Below are 22380 nucleotides of genomic sequence, written 5' to 3'. Positions count from 1 at the left end.
TCAAGCTTCCTGTTTTTCTGACTGGGCTTTTTGTTCACCTAACAGCAACGTTGTACTGACACCAAACAAACCAGCAAAACAGATGGCTGCAACTATAAGCAAAGTTAATGAGAAACCATATATATCTACTAGCCCCCCGAAAACAGTGTAGGAAATACCGATGATTACCGAGTTGACCAGATTTGCAACAGAGAGGCAAGAGGCTCGAATACGTGACTCAACGTTATCGTGAATATAGGTTTCATATGACGTCTCATATATAGCAGGCAGCGACATAATCAGAAGGACGGCGGCAATTGAAGTAATGATTCCGATATTTAATGATAAAATGAAAAGAAGGAAAGTGACAATGCCGGTTGTAGTGAAGGCAATGATGCCAATAGGAAGTCTAGAGCAAATAAAATCGGCGGCCATGAACATTAATGCCGATACGGCTTCAATGGCGGCATAAATGCCTGCGATTATAGGTATCTCCAAGCCCTGCATGGAGAAAAAAGGCTGGCCATAGATAAAGAGAGGTATCGTCGAAAGCTCAAATAACGCATACCCAATAAACAAAGGTATAAGAAAGGCACCTTTTTTTGAACCGAAAAACTTAATCAGTGAAGTGGAAACTCCTTCTGTTTTTCCCTTGTCCATGTCGCTATTTTTATGGGCGTTCAACGAAAACGACGGTAGCTTGATTTCAGGAATGAATGTTACTACAAGCGCTCCAATAAGCTTTGAGGCCGCAAAAAAAATATAAACACTGTTCCAAGACCAGGTATCTTGTAATACGCCACCAAGCAGTATGGATAAGCCTAATGACACCGCGCCAATAGCACGGGCGCGCGATAGTATTTTAGGGTACTCGGCAGTACGATTTTCAGCGAGTAGGTTGTCATACAGTAACGCTCGGTCTGAGCCGGAGCCCATGGCAATACTGGCGCCGAACAGACAAAATATAATTGCAAACGGAATAAAAGAAGAAAACAGCAAAAAGCCAATACCACTTAAAAACAATCCTAAAAAACCCACTGCAAGAGAAACTTTACGGCCATGTCGATCTGCAAGTAAACCAGATGGGATTTCCAGCGCAACTGAAGAGAAGAATAAAAAAGATTGAAGCAGGCCTATTTCACCTTGTGTGATGCCAAGTTGCAGCAGGTAAAGTGCGAATAAGCTCCGCTGAACATCCAGGTTCATGAATATCGATAGGCAATAGTATAAGTTTTCCGTCTTGTGTTTTGAGATTTTCAATCTCCTTGTTTTTTTTGTATGCCTGTTTACGTGATTAAAGATTATATTGCCGGTGATGCGCAAATGTACGCGGTGTGATTTTACATACCGGTGCGTCCGTGATGGAACAAACGCCTATCGCAATAAAAAAGCCCTTCAAACCTGATCTTCAGGCGTAGCGCAGTATTAGGAAATTACTTACAAAGGACTTCTTGTTTAACTTACAGAGATTACTTTCAATTTTTTAGGATATTTCAAACAAAAAAAAGCCCCATGACCGAATCGATCACGGGGCTAAAAATTGGCTGGATGCGACCAACCAAAGGAGCTCTTTACGTTACTTGGCCGTCGCGACGACCGTATCCGGCTGCCATCCGCCGCCCAGCGCCTTGTAGATCGCCACAATCCCGCGATACAGGTCCACTTCGGCCTGGGCCTGGGTGTCTTCGGCGGCCAGGCGTTCGCGCTGGGCGTCGAGCAGGACCAGGAAGTCCACGGTGCCTTCGCGGTAGCGGATCGCGGCGAGGTCGGCGGCGGCGCGGCTGGACTCACTCTGACGGATCAACGAGACCAGGCGCTGTTGGCGTTTACCGTAATCACTGAAGGCATTTTCCGATTCTTCCAGCGCCAGCAGCACTTGTTGCTCGTAGGTGGCCAGTGCGCCATCAGCTTCGGCATCCGCGCCGCGCAGACGCGCGCGCACACTGCCCAGGTCAAACGCGGCCCAGGTGATGCTCGGGCCCAGGGCCCATGCGTTGGCCGCCGACGAACCAATCTGCGAACCACGCCCGGCGGTAAAGCCGAGGAAGCCGCTGAGGCTGACCCGTGGGAACAGGTCGGCCTTGGCCACGCCGATACGCGCGGTGGCGGCGGCCAGTTTGCGTTCGGCGCTGAGGATGTCCGGGCGCCGTTGCAGCAGTTGTCCTGGATCGCCGATCGGCAAGGCCTTGGCAATCGCCGGCAGGTCTTTGGGGCTCAGGTCCACGCTCAGCTTGTCGGGGCGCTGGCCGAGGAGGGTGGCGATGCGGTTGCGCTCGCGCACCTGTTCGGCTTGCAGTTGCGGCACGCTGGCTTCTACCGCCGCCAGGCGTGCGTCGGCGCGTTCCACGTCGAGCTGGTCGCCCACCCCGGCATCGCGCAGGCTGACGGTGATGGTGCGCGACTCCTGCTGGTTCTTCAGGTTGTCCAGGGCGATGCGTTCACGCAGTTGCGCGCCGCGCAGTTGCCCGTAGGCGTCCACCAGTTCGGCAATCATCGTGACTTGCAGCTGGTACAAGTCAGCCTCGGCGGCTTGCTGGTCGGCGTCGGTGGCTTCCAGGTTGCGCTGGATGCGGCCGAACAGGTCCAGCTCCCAAGCCATGTCCAGGCCGAGGTCGTAGCGCTCGGTCTTGACGCGGCGAGAGGTTTGCCCCGGGACCTGGCCCTTGCCCTGGTCACTGCTGACGCGGCTGGTGATGGTCGGCATGGCGTCATTGCTGGCGTCATCGCGGATCGCCCGTGCCGCCCGCAGGCGGGCAAAGGCGACGCGCAGATCACGGTTGCCTTGCAGCGACTGAGTGACCAACTGGTTCAGCGTCGGGTCGTCGAACTGTTGCCACCAGATGCCTTCGAACTTGGCATGGTCATACTGCTTGGCGTCGGCGGCGGCAGTGATGTTCGCCGCTTCCGGGGTCTGCGTTTTGTAGTCCGGGCCCACGGCACAGGCGCTCAACGCCAGTACCAGCAAGCTCGGCAAAAAGACTTTCACACTCATTGCTGTGTCTCCAGCTTCAAGGCCTTGGCCGCTTTGCGCGCTTCCTGGCGCTCCACATAGCGACGGATCAGTACGTAGAACACTGGCGTCAGCAACAGACCGAAGAAGGTCACACCGATCATCCCGGAGAACACCGCCACACCCATGGCATGGCGCATCTCGGCACCGGCACCGCTGGAGAACACCAGGGGTACCACGCCCATGATGAACGCGAACGAGGTCATCAGGATTGGCCGCAGACGCAGGCGGCAGGCTTCCAGTACCGCGGCGAGCGGATCGAGGCCTTCCTGCTGTTTGTCCTTGGCGAACTCGACGATCAGGATCGCGTTCTTGCAGGCCAGGCCCACCAGTACGATCAGGCCGATCTGGGTGAAGATGTTGTTGTCGCCGCCGGAGATGATCACCCCGGTGATCGCCGACAGCAGCGTCATCGGCACGATCAGGATCACCGCCAGTGGCAGGCTCCAGCTTTCGTATTGGGCGGCCAGTACCAGGAACGCCAGCAGCACGCAGAGCGGGAACACGAACAGCGCGGTATTACCCGAGAGGATTTGCTGATAGGTCAGGTCGGTCCACTCGTAGGTCATGCCGTTGGGCAGTTCATCCTTCAACAGTTTTTCGATCGCGGCCTGGGCCTGGCCGGAGCTGTAGCCCGGTGCGGCGTTGCCGTTGATTTCAGCGGTGATAAAGCCGTTGTAGTGCATCACACGGTCCGGTCCCGAGGTGTCGCTGACCTTGATAAAGGTCGCCAACGGGATCATCTCGCCCTTGTTGTTGCGCACTTTCAGCTGGCCGATCTGGTCTTCATCCAGGCGGAACTGCTGTTCTGCCTGCACGTTGACCTGGTAGGTGCGGCCAAAGCGGTTGAAGTCGTTGGCATACAGCGAACCCAGGTAGATCTGCAGGGTGTCGAAGATGTCGCTGATCGCCACGCCGTGGGTCTTGGCCTTTTCCCGGTCGATGGCGGCATCGACCTGGGGCACGTTGACCGTGTAGCTGGTGAACAGGCCGAACAATTCCGGCACGTTATGGCTCTTGGCAATGATGTTCTGGGTTTCTTTGTACAGCTCGTCGTAACCCAGGTTGCCACGGTCCTCGATCTGCAGGCGGAACCCGCCGATGGTGCCCAGGCCCTGTACCGGCGGCGGTGGGAAGATCGCCATGTAGGCTTCCTGGATGTTGCTGTACTGGCCGTTCAAGGCGCCGGCAATCGCACCGGCCGACATGCTCGGGTCTTTACGCTCGTCGAACGGTTTCAAGGTCACGAACACGATGCCGCTGTTCGGGCTGTTGGTGAAACCGTTGATCGACAGGCCAGGGAAGGCCACCGCACTGTCCACGCCCGGTTGCTTCAAGGCGATTTCGGACATGCGCTTGATCACGTCTTCGGTACGGTCCAGGCTCGCGGCGTCGGGCAGTTGGGCGAAGGCCACCAGGTATTGCTTGTCCTGGGCCGGTACGAAACCGGTCGGGGTATGGGCAAAGCCGAACCAGGTCAGCACCATCAGGCCGGCGTACAGGAACAGGGCGATGCCGCTGCCGCGAATCACTCGGCGTACGGTGCCGACGTAACCGTGGCTGGCCTTCTCGAAGAAGCGGTTGAACGGACGGAACAACCAGCCGCCGAAAATCTTGTCGAGCACCTTGGAGAAGCGATCCTTCGGCGCGTCATGGCTGCGCAGCAACACGGCGGCCAGGGCAGGGGACAAGGTCAGCGAGTTGAACGCCGAGATCACCGTGGAGATCGCAATGGTCAAGGCGAACTGCTTGTAGAACTGGCCGGTCAAGCCGCTGATAAACGCCGCTGGAATGAACACCGCGCACAGCACCAGCGCGGTGGCGATGATTGGGCCGGTCACTTCGCTCATGGCTTTTTCAGTCGCCGGGAACGGTTCCAGGCCCAGCTCGATGTTGCGCTCGACGTTCTCCACCACAACGATGGCATCGTCCACCACGATACCGATGGCCAATACCAGCCCGAACAACGACAACGCGTTGAGCGAGAAGCCGAACAGGTGCATCACCGCAAACGTACCGATCAACGATACCGGCACCGCCACCAATGGGATGATCGAGGCGCGCCAGGTCTGCAGGAACAGGATCACCACCAGCACCACGAGGATCAGCGCTTCGAACAGCGTATGCACCACCGCTTCGATAGAGCCACGCACGAAGATGGTCGGGTCATAGACGATGCTGAAGTCCATGCCTTGCGGGAAGCTCTTTTTCAGCTCCGCCATCTTGCTGCGCACTTCGTTGGAAATTTCGATGGCGTTGGAACCCGGACGTTGGAAGATCGGGATCGCCACTGCCGGCTGGTTGTTGAGCAACGAACGCAGGGCATATTGGCTGGAACCCAGCTCGACCCGTGCGATGTCTTTGAGACGCGTGATTTCACCGTTATCGCCGGAACGAATGATGATGTTCTCGAACTCTTCCTCAGTGACCAGACGGCCCTGGGTGTTCACCGACAACTGGAACGCGGTGGCATTCGGCGCAGGCGGCGCACCGAGGGCACCCGCGGCCACTTGACGGTTCTGCTCACGGATGGCTGTCACCACATCGGTGGCCGTCAGGTTGCGTGAAGCCGTCTTGTTCGGGTCCAGCCAGACGCGCAGGGAGTAGTCGCCCATGCCGAACAGCTGCACATCACCCACGCCGCCCAGGCGCGCCAACTCATCCTTGATGTTGAGCAAGGCGTAGTTGGACAGGTAGAGCATGTCGTAACGCTGATCCGGGGAGGTCAAGTGCACCACCATGGTCAGGTCGGGAGAGGCCTTGTCCACAGTGATACCGATGCGCGTCACTTCCTCCGGCAGTTTTGGCTGCGTACGCGTCACACGGTTTTGCACCTGCACCTGGGCGTTGTCCAGATCGGTGCCCAGGGCGAAGGTGATGGTCAGGGTCAGCTTGCCGTCGGCGGTCGACTGTGAGGACATGTACAGCATGTTCTCGACGCCGGTGATGGCCTGTTCAAGCGGGGCCGCCACGGTTTCACCGATGACCTTGGGGTTGGCGCCCGGGAAGTTGGCGCGTACCACCACGGTCGGCGGCACTACTTCCGGGTATTCGCTGATCGGCAATTGGAACAGCGAGATCGCGCCGGCGATCAGGATCAACAGCGAGAGCACCGCTGCGAAGATCGGCCGCGAAATGAAGAACTTGGAAAAATTCATCTTGAGTCGTATCCCTTAACCGCGTGGAGTCGCGACACTGGCCAGTTTGGGCGCGGGTTTTTCCGGCGCCACTTGTTCCAGGTTGCTGGCTTCAAGCGCTTGTCGTTGTTGGGCCAAGGCGGCGAGGGTTTCCTTGCTGGCCATCGGAATGGTTTCCGGTGCGACCGGCGAGCCCGGGCGCACGCGCTGCAGGCCCTTGACGATAATGGTGTCGTCCTTGTTCAGGCCGCTGCGCACGATGCGCAAACCTTCGATCTTCGGCCCCAGTTCCACCGAGCGATAGGCCGGCTTGTCGCCTTCCATCACCAGCACGAACTTCTTGCCCAGGTCGGTGCCCACGGCTTCGTCGTTGATCAGCACGGCGGAGTAGGTGCCGCTGCCCACCAGCTTCAGGCGCGCATACAGGCCAGGGGTGTATTCGCCCTTGCTGTTATCGAACACCGCACGACCACGGATGGTGCCGGTGGCCGGGTTGACCTGGTTGTCGACGAAGTTCATCTGGCCCAGGTGCGGGTTACCGGTTTCGTTCGACAGACCCAGGTACACCGGGGTGGTGGCGCCACGACGGCCCTGGCGAGCCAGTTCGGTGTATTTGAGGAACACGCGCTCATCGGCGTCGAAGTAGGCGTAGACCTTGTCGGTGGAGACCACGCTGGTCAGCGCGGTGGTGTCGGCGGTCACCAGGTTGCCGGCGGTGATTTCGGCACGGCTGACGCGGCCGCTGATCGGCGCGGTCACGCGCGTGAAGCTCAGGTTCAGCTTGGCCAGGTCCAACTGCGCCTGGATCCCGGCGACGGCGGCGCGGGCTTCCTGGGCGGCGGTGGTGCGCGAGTCGGCCAGTTCGGCGGAGATCGCATTGCTCTGGCGCAGGCGTTCGCCACGCTGGGCTTCGTTGTCGCTGCGGGTGGCGGCGGCTTTGGTTTGAGCGAGCTGGGCTTCAAGGCGGCGCACTTCAGCCTGGAACGGACGCGGGTCGATCTGGAACAGCAGGTCGCCTTTCTTGACCAAAGCGCCTTCGGTGAAAGCGACTTGGTCAATCTGGCCAGAGACCCGTGGACGAATCTGTACGGTTTCCGGCGCTTCAAGACGGCCGGTGAATTCGTCCCACTCGTTGACCGGTTGTTCCAGCACCTTGGCCACGCTGACTTTGGCCGCCGGCATGGCGGCCGCTTGTTCCGGGGTCTTGCCGCACGCGCTCATCACCACCACGGCCAGGATCGCCAGGGGGAAGCGCAAAGGTTTGAATGACTGTTCCATGAGGTGCATCCGCCAATGTATTTGAGATGGGCGGATCATGCGCGGGGACGCGGTATGTCACGAATCGAATGAAGCAAAGGTAACTATCATTCGGAATGATATAAGCGCGCGATCAGCCCTCTAGCCTGGGGGTTTCGTTAGGGAGCTATCAATAGGCGTGATAATACTTGATGAAGTGGTCAGGCCTGGCGGGTCGCCTCGGGAGAACGGCTATCTAACTGACGCGCCGCGACCTAAATGTGGGCAATCAGCCAGATACGTGTCGGCTGTCAGGACGTCACGGGAGCAAGCTCCCTCGCCACAGGTGTTATCACTTATGCAAAATCGCCTGGTGAATATCCTGCAACGCCATGATGCGCTGTGCGGCATTGAGCTTGATGGCTTCCTTGGGCATGCCGAACACCACGCAACTGGCCTCGTCCTGGGCCACCGTGGCGGCACCGGCATCGAGCATTTCCTTGAGGCCACGGGCGCCGTCGTCGCCCATGCCGGTCATGATGATGCCGGTGGCGTTCTTGCCGGCAAACTTGGCCACCGAGCGAAACAGCACGTCGACGGAGGGGCGATGCCGGTTGACCAGCGGCCCGTCGATGACTTGCGCGTGATAGAAGGCGCCGCTGCGGGTGACCATCAGGTGCTTGCCGCCTGGGGCGATCAGCGCAAGGCCTGGGAGTATGCGGTCATTGTTGCGCGCTTCGCGCACTTCGATCTGGCACACACTGTTGAGCCGTTCGGCAAATGATGCGGTGAATTTCTCCGGCATGTGCTGCACGATCACCATGCCCGGGCACACCCTCGGCAGCGCCGTCAGCACGGCCTCCAGCGCCTGAGTGCCGCCGGTTGAGGTGCCGATGGCGACGATGCGTTCGGTGGTCTGGGCCATGGCCTGGCCGTTGGCGGCGGGCAGGATCGCATCGGCACTGAGCTTGCCCGCCGGTACAGGGGCCGGGGTCGGTCGTGCGCTGCGCTTGCCCAGGTTCTTGACATTGGAATTGGCAGCCGCGCGGATCGCCGCGACCAGCTCCGGAGCCGACTCGATCAGGAAGTTTTTCAAGCCGGTGGTGGGTTTGGTGATGATTTCCACCGCGCCGGCCGACAGCGCCTGCAGGGACGTCTCCGCGCCTTTCTGAGTCAGGGAGGAGCAGATCACCACTGGCGTCGGGCGCTCGCTCATGATTTTGCGCAGAAAGGTGATGCCGTCCATGCGCGGCATTTCCACATCCAGCACGATCACATCCGGCCATTCCCGCGCCAGTTTGTCCATGGCGAAGATCGGGTCGGAGGCCGCCCCCATGACGTGAATGTCCGGCGTGTCGTTGAAGATCGCCAGCAACACCTGGCGTACCACGGCCGAGTCATCGACCAGCAATACACTGATTTTTTTGGAAGGCATGGTTTTAACGTTTTCCCATTGGTTGGTGCCGGACCCAGACGTTGCCGCTCCACAGGTCGAACACGATGGTGCGATAGCCGGTACTGCCCATGTCCTGGGCCGTCAGGTGCAAGTGATGATGCTCGGCCAGGGCCAGCGCCGCGCGGATATTCAGGCTGGCCACATTGCGCGCTGGCAAGTATTGCTGTGCAGGGAACATCTCGCCGCCGCCGAACACCTTCACCTGATAATCCTGCGCCTGTGTGCCATGGGCGCGCGCGTGCTGAAGCAGCAGCTCCAGCGCTTCGTCACCGTATTTGCCATCCAGCGGCTGATCATGGCGCAAACGTGCCGGCAGCATGAAATGGCACATACCGCCGATCAGCGTTGTGGGTGCCAGAAGGTGAACGCCACGCAGGAGCCGAGCAGGGTGCGCAGGCGCGTCGGCCGCGTCATAAAACTGACCTGGCCTGGCGCCAACACCACTTCGGCCGCACCGAGGGGCTTTTTCATGGCTTGCGGTAAATCGACGGTGCCACCAGCTTCAGGGTGTCGTTCACCCCATTGAGGCTTTCGGAGTGACTGATGATGAAATGGCCGCCGGTTTTGAGCAGCGGCAACAGGCGAGCGACCACCTGGCTCTTGGTCTGCTGGTCGAAATAGATCATGACGTTGCGCAGGAAAATCACATCGAATTCGCCCAGGCCCGGCAGTGGTTCGTTCAGGTTGACCTGCACGAAGCTGACACGGTTGCGCAGGCTCTTGTCGATCAGGAAGGTGCCTTCCTGACGGCCGATGCCCTTGAGGCAGTATTTGGTCAACAGCGGCTGGGGCAGGGTGCCGATGCGCTCCATCGAATAATGCCCGGTGCGCGCCTTGGCCAGCACCTGGGTGCTGATGTCCGAGCCGACCACTTCCCAGGGCGTGGTGCCCAGGGCCTCGGCCAGGGTCATCGCCAGGCTGTAGGATTCTTCGCCCGAAGAGCTGGCCGCGCTCCACACGCGAAACACTTTGCCCGGCGCGGCCTTGGGCAGCACCTGCTGACGTAGAAAGTCGAAGTGCTTGGGCTCGCGGAAAAAATAGGTCTCGTTGGTGGTCAGCAGGTCCAGCGCGACTTGCAGCTCACCCTTGCGCTGATCGCTCATGATCAACTTGAAGTAGTCTCCATAGCTCTGCAGGTCATAGTGCTTGAGACGCTTGAACAGCCGCCCGGCCACCAGGGCTTTCTTGGCCGGCGACAGGTTGATGCCTGCCGCCCGGTGCAACCAGGATTGGAACTGACCGAACTCACGGTCATTGAGCGAAGAGGTGTCTGCCATGATCACACCTCAACGCGGGTCGAGGTCGAGCGCCGGGACCTGGGCGCTTTCGGCCAGGCTGGACATCTCATCGATAGACAGCACTTTGTCCACCTCCAGCACAATCACGAACTTGCCTTCGACCTTGGCCATGCCACCGATGAAGTCGGCGCGAATCCGCGCGCCGAAGCTGGGCGCGGCTCGATCTGCGCCGCCGGGATCTCTTGCACGGCAGATACCGTGTCCACCAGCAGTCCGATGTCCTGGGGCTGGCCATCTTCGGTGCTCGCTTCGATGATAATCACACAGGAGCGTCGGGTAATCGCCGAGTTCGCCCGGCCAAACCGCGCCGACAGGTCCACCACCGGCACCACGGCGCCGCGCAGGTTGATCACGCCGCGCACGAACGCGGGCATCATCGGCACCACCGTCAGGCTGCCGTACTCGATGATTTCCTTGATGCCCAGAATGCCGATGGCGAACATCTCGCCGCCGAGCATGAAGGTCAGGTATTGGGCATCCTCATCGGCCGTAACCGCGGCCTGCCGGGTAGTCATCACTGCACCCATGTCATTCTCCCTATAAGCCCGTGTCGATGCCTGGCATCAGAAACGGGTGAATTCCGATTCGTCCGGGGCGCTGGCCATGTTGTAGGCAAAGGCCTGGCGCGGAGCCTGCGGTGCCGGGCGCGGTGGCTGACGGCTGGGCTTGCTGCCCTGACTGTCTACGTGGCTGCTTTGCACCGCGGCCCTGGGGGTGGCGTCAAGCACAAAGAAACTCATGGCTTGTTGCAGCTGCTCGGCCTGACTGCTCATTTCTTCGGCGGTGGCGGCCAGTTCCTCGCTGCTGGAGGCGTTCTGCTGGGTGACCTGGTTGAGCTGGGTCATGGCCGTATTGATCTGCGCGACACCGGCTGCCTGTTCCTCGGACGCGGCGCTGATTTCCTGCACCAGGTCGGAGGTTTTGTTGATCGAGGGCACCATCTCGTCGAGCAACTTGCCGGCTTTCTCGGCCATGTCCACGCTGCTGGACGACAACTCGCCGATTTCCTGGGCGGCCACCTGGCTGCGCTCCGCCAGTTTGCGCACTTCGGCGCGACTACGGCAAAGCCTTTGCCGTGTTCGCCGGCCCGTGCAGCCTCGATCGCGGCGTTGAGCGCCAGCAGGTTGGTCTGGTAGGCGATGTCGTCGATGATGCTGATGCGCTGGGCGATTTTCTTCATCGCCACCACCGTCTGCTGCACCGACTCGCCGCCGTCGGTGGCTTCCTTGGCGGCCTTGCTGGCCATGCCGTCGGTGACCTTGGCGTTTTCGGTGTTCTGGTTGATGCTGGCGCTCATCTGCTCCACCGACGCGCTGGTTTCCTCGACGCTGGCGGCCTGTTCGCTGGTGGCCTGGCTCATCGACTGCGCGGTGGCGCTGACTTGCTCCGAGGCGCTGGCCAGGTTGTCGGCGGCGTTGCGCACTTCGCCGATGATGTGCGCCAGTTTGCCGACCATGTTGCGCATGGCGTTGAGCACCATGCCAGTTTCATCCTTCGAGCCTGGCGCGATAGGGGTATTGAGATTGCCCTCGGCCAATTGCTCGGCGGCGCTTGCCGCCAGTCGCAGTGGGCGGGAAATGATCCGCGCGATGAACAGCGCCAGCCCCAGGCCGATCAGCAGCGCCGCGCCCAGTACCACAATGATCAACAGGCGTGATTCTTCATACAGCGCCGAGCCCCTGTCACCGGCTACCGTGGCGCCGGCGTCGTTGAGTTCGACCATTTTCTGCAAGCGGTTGGTCAGCTCGTCGAAGTGCACCTTGGACTCGCCGCGCAGCAGGGCGCGGGCCTGGGCTTCCTGGTTCTGCCGGGACAGCTCCAGCAATTGCTGGCTGGCTCCCAGGTAAGCGCTCCAGGCGCTCTTCACGCTGACCAGCAGCTGACGGTCCTCGTCGTTCGACAACAGTTGTTCGTAGGTGCCCAGCCGGGTTTCGAACTGCTGGCGCGCTTCCACGGCTTCGCGCTCGGCCTGGGCTTTTTCCTCGGCGATTTCGGTGCTGATGTTGCGGTTTTCTTTCAGTCGGTAGTTGGCGGCAAAAAAACGCATGCCTGCCGCCGCGCGCATCGACGGCATCCAGTTGCCCCGGATCTCCTGCGCCGCATGGTTGACGGCGCCGAGCTGGAGGATGGCGAACGCGCCCATGCCCGCTGTGAGCGCCAGGACCACCAGGAATGAGCTGATCAACTTGGTGGAAATCTTGAGATCGTAGAACCATTTCATCGGGAAACCTCCATGGAATGACAAATGCTTCAGCGCACGACGACCGAGGCCGACGGTGGCACCTGAGGCGTGCGCGCTTCTTGTTGTACGATTTGGTTGAGCAGCGCCGGCACATCCAGAATCAAGGCCACCGCACCGCTGCCCAGAATGGTCGAGCCGCTGATGCCGCGCAGCGCGCCGAACAGCTTGCCCAAGGGTTTGATCACGGTCTGGAACTCGCCGAGCAGGTCATCCACCACCAGCCCGGCCTTGTGTTCGGCATAGCGCACCACCACCACGTTCTGACGGCGGGCCGCCGGGCCTTCGTGGTTGAAGTGCTCGCGCAGGTCCACCAGCGGCAACACCTCGCCGCGCAGGTCCAGGTAGCCCTGGTCGCGGCTGGATTGGCGCTGGCGTTCGTCCAGCTCGATGCACTCCTGAACCATGTCCAGCGGAATCACGTAGGTGGATTGGTCGATGCCCACCAGGAAGCCATTGATGATCGCCAGGGTCAGCGGCAGGCGAATGCGCACCACGGTGCCCTGGCCTGGGCGGCTGTCGAGGTCGACGGTGCCGCGCAACAGGGTGATATTGCGCTTGACCACGTCCATGCCGACACCGCGCCCGGAAAGGTTGGTCACCGCCTCGGCCGTGGAGAAGCCGGCTTCGAAAATCAGGTTGTAGATCTCCTGGTCGGTGAGCACCGCACCGCTGGCGATCAGCCCGCGTTCCTGGGCTTTTTCCAGGATACGTTCGCGGTTGAGCCCGGCACCGTCGTCGGCGATTTCGATCACGATGCTGCCTGAGTCGTGATAGGCGTTCAGGCTCAGGTAGCCCTTGGCCGGCTTGCCCGCCGCGCGCCGGCGTCGGCGTTTTCGATGCCGTGGTCCATGGCGTTGCGCAACAGGTGCATCAGCGGGTCGCCGATTTTCTCCACCACGGTTTTGTCCAGCTCGGTTTCCGCGCCGCTGATGATCAGGTCGATGTCCTTGCCCAGTTCCTGGCTGACATCGCGCACCACGCGGCGGAAGCGATTGAACGTATCGCCGATGGGGATCATTCGCAGGTGCAGGGCGCCGTCGAGGATCTCTTCCACCAGCCCCGACACGGTGGACGTGGCTTCCTGCAACGGGTCGTTGTTGCAGGAGCGGGCCAGCAGGCTGGCGCCGGCGCTGGCGATGACCAGCTCGCCGACCAGGTTGATCAATTCGTCGAGCTTGTCGGCATTGACCCGCACGTAGCTGCCGTCCCGGGGCTTGGTTTCGCTGGTGGTCGCCACCCGCTGTTGCGCCGTCTCCATGGGGCCTGGCGCGGCCTGGGTGACCAATTCGGTACCGGTGGCGGCGCTGCTGTCGCTCGTTTCATCGAGGGCACGAATGTGCACTTGGCAATCATCGCGTACGAAATCGAAGACTTCATTGAGGGTGGTGTGGCTGGCATTCGAACGCAGGTCGATCTCGAAACCCAGGTAGCAGCTTTCCGGGTCCCAGGCGTCCACGGGTGGAAGGCTGTCGGTCAGGGTGGTGACTTGCAGCAGCTGGCCCAGCGTGTCGAGGTAGCGCAGGAAGGACAACGGGTCCATGCCATTGCGGAACACGTCCACGCCGAAGCGCAGGGAAATGTGCCAGAGCACTTCGGCCTGGGGCGCGTCATCCGCGCCAAAGGTTTCGATGGCGGCGCTGGCGGTCTGCAGCGGTTGATAGGCGCTCAGCGCCTCGCGCAACACCTCGCCGCGCGCCAGCGTCGCAGGTTGCAGCGCGCCACCGTGGTGGTCGACCGCCTCGATCAGATCGAGGATGTGGTCGCCGCACTTGAGCAGCACCGCGATCAGCTCCGCATCCACCGTCACACTGCCGTCGCGCAGGCGGTCGAGCACGTCTTCGACGATATGCGTGAACCCCACGATCGGCGCCAGGCCGAAGAGCCCGGCCGAGCCCTTGATGGTATGTGCGGCGCGAAACACCGCGCCGATGGCATCCTCATCACCTGGCTCGCTCTCCAGTTGCAGCAGGGATTGCTCCATGACCTGCAACAGCTCGCGTGCTTCGGCGATGAAGGTCTGCTGTGCCTGATCGAGATTAATACTCACCTGGACATTCCTTTGTCGCTCGTTGATCGGGGTATGGCGCGCTAAAAGACAGTGCCGCCACATAATTGCAACGTTTGGGTCACCGCCTGACTTTGTCCGACAAGACTTACCGGCGTACCGCCGGCTGTGGCCTCGCGGTGGATCACCGCCAATAATTGCAGGCCGGCGCCGTCGATTTCCGTGACCTGCGACAGATCAAGCTCCAGGCGCGGCGCAGTGCCGAGTTGGGGCAGCAGCTCGGCGGCGAGTTCGGCCACGGTGTAGATCGTCAGTTCGCCCTCGATGCCCACGCGGGCGATGCCTTCGACTGTTTCGCTGATGATGGGCATGGGGCCTCCGGGTCGTTAGCGGTCAGGGCAGGATCAATTTGGACACCGCCGCCAGCATCTGCGCCGGCTGGAACGGCTTGACCACCCAGGCTTTGGCGCCAGCGGCCTGGCCTTCGGCTTTTTTCGATTCCTGCGATTCGGTGGTCAGCATGATGATCGGGGTGAACTTGTAGCTGGCCAGCTTCTTGACCTCCTTGACGAAGGTGATGCCGTCCATGTTGGGCATGTTCACGTCGCTGATGATCAGGTGCACCTTCTGCCCGTTGAGCTTGCCCAGGGCATCCTTGCCGTCGCACGCCTCGATTACGTCGTAGCCGGCGCTTTTCAAGGCGATGCCGACCACCTGCCGCACACTGCTCGAGTCGTCGACCACTAATACATTCTTCGCCATGCTGTGCTCCTAGAAAAAGGTGATGTCTTCTGAACGCTGTTGCGCGGCCGCGGTGCCATGGTGCGTACGCCGCTGCTCGTCGGTGGCATAGGTGGCCTCCATACGCGCCAGCCACTGCCGGGCATCCACGGCCACCGGCTGGTCCGGCGCCTGGCTGGCCTGCAGCAGGTGCTCATGCAGGGCGTGCATGTTGTCGCGCACATGACTGAGGATCTGGCTGACCCGGTCCTGGAATTGCAGGTTGACCAGCACCTCGGTCATCTCGTCGCGAATCCCGTAGCTTTCCTGCTTGAGCAGGTCGGCGGAGTCGGCCAGGTGACCGGTGATGGTCTGAAAGCGCTCAAGCACCTGCTGGATACTCTGCTCGGACGCGGCCACCGAGTGGCTGTCCTGGTCGGCGCTGCTGGAGGCCGCCTGCACCAGTTGGTTGATGGCGTTATTGATGATGTCGACCTTGGCCGACATCTGCTGGCCGGTCTCGCTGGACTTGCTCGACAGGCTGCGCACCGCATCGGCCACCACTGCAAAACCACGCCCGGCTTCACCGGCGCGTGCCGCCTCGATCGCCGCGTTGAGGGCCAGCAGATTGGTTTGTGCCGCGATCGCCGCCACATCGGCGGCCATGCTGCGCAACTCACCGGTATAGGCAGTCAGGCTGCGTACTTGGGACAGGGTCTGGTCGCGGCTCGATTGAGCGGCCTTGAGGGAGTCGATGACTTGGCTCAGCTCGCTGTCGCTGCGCGCCAGCACCTTGAGGGCGCCGTCGGCGGCCTGCCCATCGAGCTCGCCGGCGGCTTGCTGTGAGGCGTGCACGGTGTCTTGCAATCGCGCGGAAATACCGGTGAAACGATTAGCCAGGCTGACAATGGCGTCTTCGGTCTGCTGGCGCGAGCTTTCCACCTGTTTGGCCCAGATCGGCATGGCGCCGAGCAAGACTTCGTCGAGTTGTGCCCGTGAGTCCGCACTCTGTTGTAGGGCCTGCGTGGCGCCAGGGACTTCCAGCGCAAAGGCGCGGCGCACCGCCTCGCGCTGCACCCGTGCGCTCCAGACGCAGGCACCGAGGCCGATCAGCGCCAGCACCGCGCAGGCCGCCAGGTTGGCCGGGGACGCGGACTGCAGGAGTATCCAGACGGCGGCGGGGATGACTGGGAGTAAAGCGAACCAAAGAATACGCGGATGACCGGGGAGGGCAGTACGGCTGGATTGACTCGGGGTCATGAGTTCGGTCCTTGAACAGTATTGCGGATATAAACAACATAGAAGTTATCCGCACTGTTCGCCGCAACTTTAGCCCTCCCTATGTGCCTTCCGTCTGGTTTATGACGGGTACGTTACCTTCACCGCGGGGTATCAACCCTTGCCGGGGTGCGAATGAAGGTGCGAAACACGTGGTCCCACAGCGGCGAGGACACGCCGAAGTTTTTCTCGATGCCTTGGCGGTGATGCAGGTCGTGGTTGGCAACCAGCCCCGGAATATAGCGGTACGCCCAATGCGCGGGGCGGTGCATCACGTAATGCACCGAGATGTAATAGAAGTAGCCGGTCACCGCGCCGATGAACGCCGAGGTCAGGCCGGTGTACCAGGCAAACAGCAACAGCGCGGCAAAGGTGGTGCTGGTTTTCCAGCTCGACACCCCGATGTAGGCCAGTACATCAATGTGGTGGGTCCAGTGTTCGCGGCGGTACAGCGAGTGGAACAGGAAGCGGTGCGCCGAATACTCCACCAGCGTCCAGGCCAGCAGACCGGCGAGCAGTTGCCATGGATCCAGGGGCGCCAGCCACAGCGCAAAGCCGATGAACAAGGGGATGGTGAAGAAATCCAGGTAATACGCGACTGACGACATCAGCCATTTGTTCGAAGCCGCCATGTGCGGGCCATCCTTGAGGTGCGATCGATGGGGGAGCTAGGCCGGAGTGTCCCCGGCGGCGTGGAGATTGCCCGTTGATTCACGCCGTTGCAACAACTCGATCCGCTGCGCCGGTACCAACCTGCGCAAGGTTGTGTAGAGCGCGCGGGTTTCCAGCAGGTTCCATACCCGCAACATGGTTTCCAGCGCGTCCAGTGGCTTGCTGATGAAGTCCCTGGCACCCAGCGCCAGGGCACGTAGGCGCGTGTCGCGGGTGGCGTCGGCGGTGAGCACCAGGATCGGCAGGTATTCGTCGTGGGGGATGCGCCGGTTGAGTTGCTCCAGCACCGCAAAACCGTCGAACTCGGGCATGTGCAGGTCGAGGATCACCAGGTCCGGCTCGAAGCTGTTGAACAGTTCCAGGGTGAGCAGCGGCTGGGTGCTGCTCAGCACGTTGGTCAGCCCTTCGCGCGCCAGCAGTTGCTCCACCAGTTCGAGGTTAGGGCGTTGGTCGTCGATGATCAGAATACGCAGGTCGGTGTTCACGCGGGCTCCGGGAAGTACTGGTCGAGGTGGGCGAGAAACGCAGGCACGTTGATGGGTTTGTTCAACACCGCCGTGGCGCCTGCGTCCTGCAAGGCCAGGCGGGTCCGGTCGCTGGCGTCGGCGGTGATCATCAGCACCGGGGTGGCGTGGGTGACCGGTGACTGACGCAGGCGTTGCAGCACTCTCAAGCCGTCGATGTCCGGCAGGGAAACATCCAGCAGAATCAACTGCGGCCCATGCTGCGCGGCCAGGTCCAGGCCCAGTTGGCCTTGCATGCTCGACAGCAGCTTTATCCCCGGCCGACGTTGCAGCAGGGTTTCGATCAGCGCGAGGCTGGAGAGGTTGTCCTCGATACACAGCACCTTGCCCTGAAACGCGACAGTCAACGGGGCAGGGCGCTTGAATTCACTGTCGATGAGCGCTAATCCAAGGTTTTGCGGGGCCGGCAGGCGTACCCACGGCAGTTCCAGGGTGAAACGCGAGCCGATGCCGGCCTGGCTGTGTACGTGCAACTGGCCGTCCATGTTCTCCAGCAGGCTTTTGCTCAGCGCCAGGCCCAGGCCGCTGCCTTCCACATTCGGATCGGCGCCCAGACGCTCGAAGGGGGTGAACAGCTGCCCCAAGTGATCGGCCGCGATGCCCTTGCCGCAATCGCACACCGACACGCCGATGCGCTGCGCGTCGACAGTCACCTCGATGCTCACTTGCCCGTCGCGCCGGTTGTATTTGATCGCATTGGACAGCAGGTTCAGCAGCACCTGGGTCAGGCGCTGGCGGTCGGCGACGATGCCGATGTCGGTCGCCAGGGTGGGCAGCGGCAGCAACTCAATACCCGCGTCGGCCGCCATGGGGGATACCAGCGTCAGTGCCTCTTGCAGCACCTGCGCCAACGGCAGCGGGGCGATGTTCAGCGCCAGGCTTCCCGCTTCGATCTTGGCGATGTCCAACACTTCGTTGATCAGCGTCAGCAGGTGCTGGCCGGCGCGCAGGATATGCCCGACATGCGCCTTTGCGTCTTGGCCGCGTCCATGTCCAGCAGCTGCGCAAAACCCAGGATCGAATTGAGCGGGGTGCGCAGCTCGTGGCTCATGCGCGATAGAAACTCGCTTTTGGCGCGGCTGGCGCGCTCGGCTTCCTCGCGGGCGGTGCGCAGGGCTATTTCGGCGGCGCGGCGGTCGGTGATGTCGCGGGTGATCTTGGAAAAGCCGCGCAACGCGCCGGTGCCGTCGTACTGCGCGGTAATCACCACACTGGCCCAGAAACGCGTGCCATCCTTGCGGCAGCGCCAGCCTTCTTCGGTGTAGTCGCCGTTGCGGGTCGCCTCGCGCAGGGCCATCTCGGGGTGTTGCGGGCATTCCTCGGGCAGGTAGAACAGCGAGAAATGCCGGCCGATGATTTCCTGCTCGGTGTAGCCCTTGATGCGTTCGGCGCCGTTGTTCCAGCTGGTGACGTGGCCTGCGGTGTCAAGGGCGAAGATCCCGTAGTCCTTGACCCCGTCGATGATCAGCCGCAAGCGTTCTTCGTTGTCGCGCAAGGCGCGTTCGCGTTCAGCCAGCAGCACGCCGGCTTCCACCAGGCGCGTGCCCAACTGGCCGATCTCATCCTGCTCCGGCGGTTGCGCCAGCAACGGCTGACCCAGCGCCAGGCGTTGCGCATTGCGTTGCACGTTCTGCACCCGCGCCACAATGCCCTTGGACAGGAACAGCACCGCGACAATCGCGCCGAACAGCCCGCAGATCGCCGCCAGCCAGGTCGACAACAACAGCCGTTGACGGGTCTCGGACGCTGCGGCGCTGCGCTCGGCCAGCAGTGATTCCTCCAGGGTCAGCATGCTGCTGATGTGTTGGCGCAGCGCATCGAGAATGTGCTTGTTGCTGATCAGAATGGCGCCAATCGATTCCGCCGTGGCGTCGCGGTCCTTGAGCATCTCCTCCAGCCCATCGACCTTGCCATCGATCAACGGCTTGATCGCACTGAGTTGCTCGCGCACCCGTGGGTCGCGCACGTTGCGGTCGAGCCGATGCAGCGCCGCCTCGATCTGCGGCCTGGCGTTCAAATAGCTGGGCAGGAAGTCCTCGCGCCGGGTCAGCAAGTAACCGCGCACACTGGCCGCCGCCTCGGCGAGCAGGGTGTGCACGGCCTGGATATCGCCCTGCACCCGCAGCACCCGGCGCACGTCCTCTTCGGCGCGGGCGGTCTGACGTTCGGTGATGTAGATCAGCACCAGCGACAACAACAGCACCACCAGCGGCAGCGAAATCACCACCAAGGCCTTGCCCCGCAATGGCAAGTCGGCCCAGCGCCGCTTCATGGTTGCGCCACCAGGCCCAGCGCAATGCCACGCACGGCGGCTTGTGTGCGGTCGGCCGCGCCGAGCTTGCCGATCACCCGTTCCACATGGGCTTTGGCCGTGCCGGTGGTAATCCCCAACTGCTCACCGATGGCACGGTTGCTCATGCCATTGGCGACCAGGCCCAATACCTGACGCTCGCGCGGCGTGAGGTGTTCGGCGGACGCGGCGCCGCTGGCCTGGCGCTCGCTCATGCGCCGCAACAGCCGCGCACTGACCGCCGTATTGAGCGCTTCGCGCCGGCGGCCACCTGTTGCAAGGCCTGGATCACCTCGTCACGGCTGGCATCCTTGAGCAGATAGCCCACCGCACCTGCATTCATCGCGGCTTCCAGATGGTCGGGGCTGTCGTCCATGGTGAACATCACCACCTTCAGGTCCGGCAAGCGTTGTTGCAGCAAGCGCGCGGCGCCCAGGCCATTGAGCACCGGCATGCGGATGTCGAGGATGACGATATCCGGCAGCAGTTGCTCGCACAGTTCTACCGCGTGTTGCCCGTCACGGGCCTGGCCGATCACCTCGAACTGTGGGTGGCCGGCCAACAACGCGACAAAACCGGTGCGGGTGACTTCGTGATCGTCCGCCAGTACCAGGCGCAACACCGGGTTCATTGCGCGGCTCCCTGGGGCTGTATCGGCACGCGGGCCTGCAGTTGCGTGCCACCGTCGACGGCACTGACGCAGCTGAAAAAGCCGCCCAACAAGCTGGCGCGCTCATGCATGGTGGCAAGCCCCAGGTGCCGGGCGGCATCGCGTGGTTGTTCGCAGATGAAACCCCTGCCGTTGTCGTCCAACTGCAGTACGGCCGTCGCGTCGCGCAACACCAGCGCCAGTCGCACCTGGCTCGCCTGTGCGTGCTTGAGCACATTATTGATGGCTTCCTGGCCGATCCTGAACAGGGCGATTTCCACCTGGCTGGGCAGTCGCGTTTCGCACTGCGCCTGCCACACCACATCGATCCCGGCGTCACGCAGGCGATCGGCCTCTTTATCGAGGGCCTTGAACACGCCGAAATCATCCAGCACGGTGGGACGCAGGCCCGCGATCAGTTGTCGGCCCTCGCCGACAGAGTGCTGGGCCAGGCTGAGGATCGCTTGCAAATCCGCACTCAATGCCTGCGGCAGGTCCGGGCAGCGGCCGGCGAAGCCTTGCAGCCGTTGGTGCAGACCGGCAAGGGTCTGTGCGAGGCCGTCGTGCAGGTCGTAGGCCACCCGTTTGCGTTCATCTTCCTGCGCATGCAGCAAACGGTTGACCAGGTCGGACAGCGTGCGGTCGCGTGCCTTGAGCGTGGTCAGCAGGCGGTGGTTTTCCACATGTGTGGCCAACAGCGTGGCGAGCAGTTGCAGGGATTCGATGTCCTCATGTTCCGGCGCTTGCAGGCTGACGCTATTGCCCACGATCAGCATGCCAAAGGCCGCGCCGTGACTGCCGCACAACGGCACCTGCAAAGCACTGTGCGGCTGCGTCTGCCAGCGTGGCGCGCGCAGGTCGCGGTCGGCGAGGGCGGCCAGGTTGGCCGGTCGCGCCGGGCTGCCATGGCGAGCGGTGATCTGGGCGTCGCCGTCAGCCTCCCATTCCAGCAGCACGCCGTGGTCCATTGCGAGGAAGCCGCAGGCCCTTGTCAGCACGCGCTCGCGCATGACGTCGGGGGCCAACTGCGCCAATGCCTGGCCCGTGTCCACCAACAGACGCAGGCGCGCCGTGCGACTTTCCGATTGTCTGAAATGCGCGCGCATGGCCAAGGCGCTGCCGGGATCAAAGGGTGTGTTCTGCATAACGGGATGCTCAGGGGCGCGAGGCGGCTATTAGACCTTGCCGGGGCGGTTGAGCGCTATCTGCCAAATGGCATAGGCAAATGCCTCCGGTTGGCCGATGGCGCGCGGTGGGCAGGTTGGCAAAGTGGGCGCCACGACAACCCCCTGGAGTATTGCAATGACATTCAAAGCCGCTTCGATCGCCCTGATTCTCGCCTTCAGCGCCCCGTTGGTTCAGGCCGAGCAGGCATCACCCTATGTCTACCGTGAGGTGGCCCAGGCACCGGCCAATGTGAAAGAGCGTGAGATCGCCGGTTTATTCGACCGTTGGAACAGTGCCTTGCAGACCGGTAACGTGAACGCGGTGGTCGACCTGTATGCGCCGGATGCGGTGTTGCAGCCTACCGTGTCCAACCAGGTGCGCACCACGCCGGACCAGATCAAGGACTACTTCGATCACTTCCTGGCGCTCAAGCCGGTGGGCCAGATCAACTACCGCGAAATCCGCCAGCTGGGCAGCAACGTGGCCATGGACAGCGGGGTCTACACCTTTACCTTGACCCAAGCGAACGGCGAGAAGCATGAAGTGCAGGCGCGTTATACCTTTGTGTATGAGCAGGTGGGTGGACAGTGGAAGATCCTCAACCATCACTCGTCGGCGATGCCTGAGGTGCAGGTCAAGCATGCCCGGCAATAAGAGCGTTCTTGCTGCGGCGAGCGGCGGGGCAAGCCGTAATGTTAGTCAGTTAAGGGACAACAC

The 22380-nt window shown here is 61.7% G+C and carries 13 protein-coding genes and 6 pseudogenes; 1 reads left to right on the top strand and 18 read right to left on the bottom strand.

Features of this window, described 5'->3' with window-relative positions:
- The 18 genes and pseudogenes from JWR98_RS00095 to JWR98_RS00010 all read right to left on the bottom strand — a co-directional run bounded on the left by JWR98_RS00095 (position 1) and on the right by JWR98_RS00010 (position 21641).
- Positions 1-1185, bottom strand: coding sequence for an MFS transporter (locus JWR98_RS00095; RefSeq protein ID WP_205489083.1), 1185 nt, complete (start codon positions 1183-1185; stop codon positions 1-3).
- 370 nt (positions 1186-1555) lie between these two features.
- Positions 1556-2971, bottom strand: a complete 1416-nt coding sequence (locus JWR98_RS00090; RefSeq protein WP_205489082.1) for an efflux transporter outer membrane subunit — start codon at positions 2969-2971, stop codon at positions 1556-1558.
- Positions 2968-6147 (bottom strand): efflux RND transporter permease subunit, encoded by a 3180-nt coding sequence (locus JWR98_RS00085; RefSeq protein ID WP_078733393.1) that lies wholly within the window; start codon positions 6145-6147, stop codon positions 2968-2970. The genes JWR98_RS00090 and JWR98_RS00085 overlap by 4 nt, the downstream gene beginning before the upstream one ends.
- A 15-nt stretch (positions 6148-6162) precedes the next feature.
- A complete protein-coding gene (gene mexE, locus JWR98_RS00080; protein ID WP_078733419.1) occupies positions 6163-7404 on the bottom strand; it encodes a multidrug efflux RND transporter periplasmic adaptor subunit MexE in 1242 nt (413 codons plus the stop codon).
- Between the two features lie 310 nt (positions 7405-7714).
- A complete protein-coding gene (locus JWR98_RS00075) occupies positions 7715-8797 on the bottom strand; it encodes a protein-glutamate methylesterase/protein-glutamine glutaminase (protein ID WP_078733392.1) in 1083 nt (360 codons plus the stop codon).
- Positions 8798-8801: 4 nt separating this feature from the next.
- A pseudogene (cheD, locus tag JWR98_RS00070) lies at positions 8802-9289 on the bottom strand (chemoreceptor glutamine deamidase CheD).
- On the bottom strand, positions 9286-10095 hold the full coding sequence (locus JWR98_RS00065; RefSeq protein WP_205489081.1) for a CheR family methyltransferase: 810 nt from the start codon (positions 10093-10095) through the stop codon (positions 9286-9288). Before JWR98_RS00065 ends, cheD begins: the two are co-directional and overlap by 4 nt.
- Positions 10096-10104: 9 nt before the next feature.
- Positions 10105-10643, bottom strand: a pseudogene (locus JWR98_RS00060) (chemotaxis protein CheW).
- A gap of 36 nt (positions 10644-10679) precedes the next feature.
- Positions 10680-12337: pseudogene (locus JWR98_RS00055) on the bottom strand (methyl-accepting chemotaxis protein).
- A gap of 29 nt (positions 12338-12366) precedes the next feature.
- A pseudogene (locus JWR98_RS00050) lies at positions 12367-14405 on the bottom strand (chemotaxis protein CheA).
- 41 nt (positions 14406-14446) lie between these two features.
- Complete coding sequence (locus JWR98_RS00045; RefSeq protein ID WP_078733386.1) at positions 14447-14734, bottom strand: STAS domain-containing protein; 288 nt, start codon at positions 14732-14734, stop codon at positions 14447-14449.
- Positions 14735-14756: 22 nt separating this feature from the next.
- Positions 14757-15125, bottom strand: coding sequence for a response regulator (locus JWR98_RS00040; protein ID WP_003174214.1), 369 nt, complete (start codon positions 15123-15125; stop codon positions 14757-14759).
- 9 nt (positions 15126-15134) lie between these two features.
- Positions 15135-16046, bottom strand: coding sequence for a methyl-accepting chemotaxis protein (locus tag JWR98_RS00035; protein ID WP_425273139.1), 912 nt, complete (start codon positions 16044-16046; stop codon positions 15135-15137).
- A gap of 416 nt (positions 16047-16462) precedes the next feature.
- Complete coding sequence (locus JWR98_RS00030) at positions 16463-16993, bottom strand: sterol desaturase family protein (RefSeq protein WP_078733384.1); 531 nt, start codon at positions 16991-16993, stop codon at positions 16463-16465.
- 36 nt (positions 16994-17029) lie between these two features.
- Positions 17030-17518, bottom strand: a complete 489-nt coding sequence (locus JWR98_RS00025; RefSeq protein ID WP_078733383.1) for a response regulator — start codon at positions 17516-17518, stop codon at positions 17030-17032.
- Positions 17515-19829, bottom strand: a pseudogene (locus tag JWR98_RS00020) (ATP-binding protein). The gene JWR98_RS00025 and the pseudogene JWR98_RS00020 overlap by 4 nt, the downstream one beginning before the upstream one ends.
- A pseudogene (locus tag JWR98_RS00015) lies at positions 19826-20478 on the bottom strand (response regulator). The pseudogenes JWR98_RS00020 and JWR98_RS00015 overlap by 4 nt, the downstream one beginning before the upstream one ends.
- Positions 20475-21641, bottom strand: coding sequence for a sensor histidine kinase (locus JWR98_RS00010; protein ID WP_205489079.1), 1167 nt, complete (start codon positions 21639-21641; stop codon positions 20475-20477). The pseudogene JWR98_RS00015 and the gene JWR98_RS00010 overlap by 4 nt, the downstream one beginning before the upstream one ends.
- Positions 21642-21798: 157 nt before the next feature.
- On the opposite strand from JWR98_RS00010, the gene JWR98_RS00005 reads away from it, so the two are divergent.
- On the top strand, positions 21799-22317 hold the full coding sequence (locus JWR98_RS00005) for an SgcJ/EcaC family oxidoreductase (protein ID WP_078733379.1): 519 nt from the start codon (positions 21799-21801) through the stop codon (positions 22315-22317).
- The last annotated feature ends 63 nt before the right edge of the window (positions 22318-22380 follow it).

The organism is Pseudomonas lactucae (assembly GCF_016937615.1).
GTDB lineage: Bacteria > Pseudomonadota > Gammaproteobacteria > Pseudomonadales > Pseudomonadaceae > Aquipseudomonas > Aquipseudomonas lactucae.
Note: the sequence above shows the minus strand (reverse complement) of the source record. Positions and strands in the feature narration are given on the sequence as shown.